This window comes from Oleiagrimonas citrea (genome assembly GCF_012395255.1).
GTDB classification, from domain to species: Bacteria; Pseudomonadota; Gammaproteobacteria; order Xanthomonadales; family Rhodanobacteraceae; genus Oleiagrimonas; species Oleiagrimonas citrea.
This window is the reverse complement of record NZ_JAAZQD010000012.1, coordinates 1-3,657: the sequence shown is the minus strand read 5'-3', so window position 1 is coordinate 3,657 and position 3,657 is coordinate 1. Positions and strand designations below refer to the sequence as shown.

Sequence of the window (3,657 nt, the reverse complement as noted above, 5' to 3'; positions counted from 1 at the left end):
CCAAACCATCCAGGGAGGCCTGGGTCTTGGCCGATAGCAGCAGCAGCTGCGCCTCTCGCGAGGGACTGGACGGCTCCACTTCCGGTGCCTCTTCCAGAATGAAGTGCACGTTCGTTCCGCCCAGACCCAGCACATTGACGCCGGCGCGGCGCGGCGCGTCCCCTCGTGGCCAGGCCATCGCCTTGTCCGCCACGAAGAATGGGCTGTTGACGAAATCGATGTTCGGGTTCGGTGCCTTGAAATGCAGTACCGGCGTGATCTGCTCGTTACGCAGCGACAGCGCCGCCTTGATCATGCCGGTCACGCCCGCGGCGCGGTCCAGATGGCCAATGTTGGGTTTGATCGAGCCCAGCGCGCAGAAACCGACCCTGTCGGTGAACTGACGGTAGGCCTTGGTCAGCGCCGCCACCTCGATGGGATCGCCCAGCTCCGTCGCCGTACCGTGCGTCTCGATGAAACGGATGCTGTCGGCCGGTACATCGGCGGCGGCCAGCGCTTCGGTGACCACCGCAGCCTGACCCTCAACGCTCGGGGCGGTGTAGCCGACCTTGAATGAACCGTCGTTGTTCATGGCCGAGCCCTTCACGACGGCATAAATATGATCGCCGTCGGCCAGTGCGTCCTCCAGACGCTTGAACACGACAACGGCAACACCGTCTCCTAGCACGGCGCCTTTAGCATCGGCATCGAAGGTTCGGGTATGACCGTCCGGCGGCGTGATACCGCCCTCGGTGTACATGTAGCCGGCCTTGCCCGAGATGGCGATATGGACACCGCCGGCCATGGCGATGTCGCATTCGCCATACAGCAGACTCTTGCAGGCGGAATGCATGGCCACACCTGACGTCGAGCAGAAGGTCTGCACCGACATCGCCGGACCGCGCAGGTTGAGCTTGTAGGCCACCCGGGTCGCCAACGCATCATTGCTGTTGCCTACGACGACTTGCAGCATATCCACGCCTGTATCCACGATATCCGGGCGCGAAAGCAGATTGTCCGTATAGGCGCTGCCGCTCGATCCGGCAAAGATACCGATCAAGCCGTTGTAGCTTTCGGGGTCGCAAGCTGCATCCTCCAGCGCTTCCCAGGCGCATTCGAGGAACTGGCGATGCTGCGGATCAATGAACTCCGCTTCGCGCGGCGCATAGCCGAACAGTCTCGCGTCGAAGAGATCGAAGTCTTCGATGTCGTATCCGGCGCGGACATAATTCGGATTCCCGAACTCGGCCGGCGTGACTCCCGCTTCGCGCAATTCCGAATCGGTGTAGAACGTCACCGCTTCAGTCCCTGCGCTGATGTTTTTCCAGAGCTGCTGTGGCGTGCTCGCGTCCGGGAAGCGGCCGGACATGCCGACCAATGCGATGTCATGCGATGCTCTGCCGTCGGTCCTCGCCCGTTCGCGACGCTCGGCAAAAAGCTTACTGGCATCTTCTCCCGCCGGCTCCTCGGCTTCGGGCGACAGATAGCGAACCAGCGCATCGATCGTCGGCGCCTCGTACAACACCACTTGGCGAAGTTCGACGTCCAGTTCTTTCCGCAGCTCGGCGATCACCTGCAAGCCGACGAGCGAGTTGCCGCCAAGATCGAAGAAATTGTCCTTGGTTCCGATCTGGTCGATACCGAGTGCTCGCTGCCAGATGGCAGCGATCGTGCGCTCCAGTTCGTTGCTGGCTTCGACGAATTGATTCGCCAACGCAGGGCGCGGATAGGCAGTGGGGCGACGCCCGCGTGTCTGCTGCACCGCACTCGATATGTTCGAGACGACACAAGCATTGCTGCTGGCGATAACGTCCGCGGCATCCTCCGGGAAGAAAATAACCTGCGGCATATCGAGTGCGAGGATACGGCGAGTACCTTCCATGCCTTCCTCGAAGGTGATGCCGAATTGCTGCCGGTGCTTTCTCAGCGCCTTCTGCATCTCCGGCTGATAGCCCTTCAGTCCATCGCTCCACGCATCCCACTGCCACTCACCGAAGTTGATCGACACCGTCAGGCCATGCCTGTGGCGATGGCGCTGCGCGAACGCATCCAGGAATGCGTTCGCCGCACAGTAGTCGATCTGACCCGGACCGCCGCCCACGATCGCCGCCACTGACGACACCAGGAGCAGGAAGTCCAGTTCGACACCTGCCCGGGTCAAAGCGCGGTCGAGCGCCAGCGTGCCCTGGATCTTCGGCGCCATGACCTGCGCCACCGCCGGTACAGTCTTGAGCTGGGTGAGTCCCTGGCCGGGGAGGCCTGCGGCATGGATCACGCCGTCGATCGCACCGAACTGTTGCACGGCCTCACGCACGGCCGCTTCCATCTGTTCCGCATCGGCCACATCCGCCGTGATCAGCAGCACTTCGGCGCCGGCCTCGGTGAGGTCATGGACCTTGCGTACCCGCTCGGTGATCCGGTCTTCCGCATTCGCGGCCAGGATCTCGTCCCACTCCTCGCGCGGCGGCAATCCTGAACGGCCCAGCAGCACCAGTTTGGCCGACTTCGTTCGGTACAGGTACTCGGCGAAAGCCAGACCGATACCGCCGAGGCCGCCCGTGATGAGATAGACCCCCGCCTCCTTCAGGCGCGGCACGGCATCCTGCGGTGCGTCGATCCGTACGGGTTCGGCAAACGGAACCCAGCGCTCGCCCTCACGGAACGCAGCGAACTGGTCCTCACCGCCGGACAGGATTTCTGCAGCCAGTCGCGATCCCAAGTGCTCCGCACCCAGGTCCTCTTCTTCGGACGAGAACAGGTCGATGCTGCGGCAGGCGATCGTCGCGAATTCCTGACGGATCACCTTGCACGGTCCGCGCAGCGTGGCCTTGATCGGATGGATCGTCTCCGTACCCAGTACCGGCTCCAGATCGCTGGCAACAATGCACAGCTCGATCGGCGTGTCGCTCAACCGCTCACCGATTTCCTGAGCCATATGGAACAGGCTGTAAAAACCTGCATCCAGCTGTTTCTGCAAGGGTCCTTCCAGATCGGCATTCCATTCTTCTGTTGCCCACAGATGCACGATGCGATGCGGTGTGAGCTTGCGCTGCTTGAGCTCCTTCAATACAGCGGTGTAATCCTCCCGCTCCGAAACGCGAACCATCAAGGAGCCGTCCTCGGCGACCGAGAACGTCTCGCTTTGACGCACCAGCACCGATTCGATGCCGAGCGGTTTCACCGCCGCGGCGAGCGCGTCGCCAATACCATTCGCGTCGGCAAAGATCAGCCAGCAGGAGCCATCCTCTGGCGTGGCAGCCTCCAGTGCGCCGTCCACCGTGCCAGCGCGTTTCCACGACGGTACGAAGAAGGAGTCGGCCAGCGGCAGTTTCTCCGCTTCGATCATCAAGCGGTTGATCAGAGACACCTCGCCGGCATCCGTCTCGGCCACCGCGTCGGTCGCAGCCTCGACCCAATAGCGTTGCCGGTCGAAGACGTAGGTCGGCAGCGAGACCTTCAGCCGGCGTTCCTCACGGTAGAACGCCGCCCAGTCCGGCTCGATGCCCGAGCGCCACAGTTGGCCCACCGCGCCCAGCAGGAACGCGTCGTCGCGCTGTGTCTGGAACGGCGAACGGATCGTCGCCGCGACTGCCGCATCGCGACCCGAGGACGAATGCTGCTTGACGAACGAACCCAGGCTCTGGCCTGCGCCCAGTTCCACGAACACCCGTTCCTGAT

The 3,657-nt window shown here is 62.9% G+C and carries 1 protein-coding gene; it reads right to left on the bottom strand.

The annotated features are described in order from the left end of the window. Positions 1-3,640: SDR family NAD(P)-dependent oxidoreductase (locus tag HF690_RS14935; protein WP_168610010.1), on the bottom strand; the 3,640-nt coding region annotated here is incomplete at its 3' end. Between the last annotated feature and the right edge of the window lie 17 nt (positions 3,641-3,657).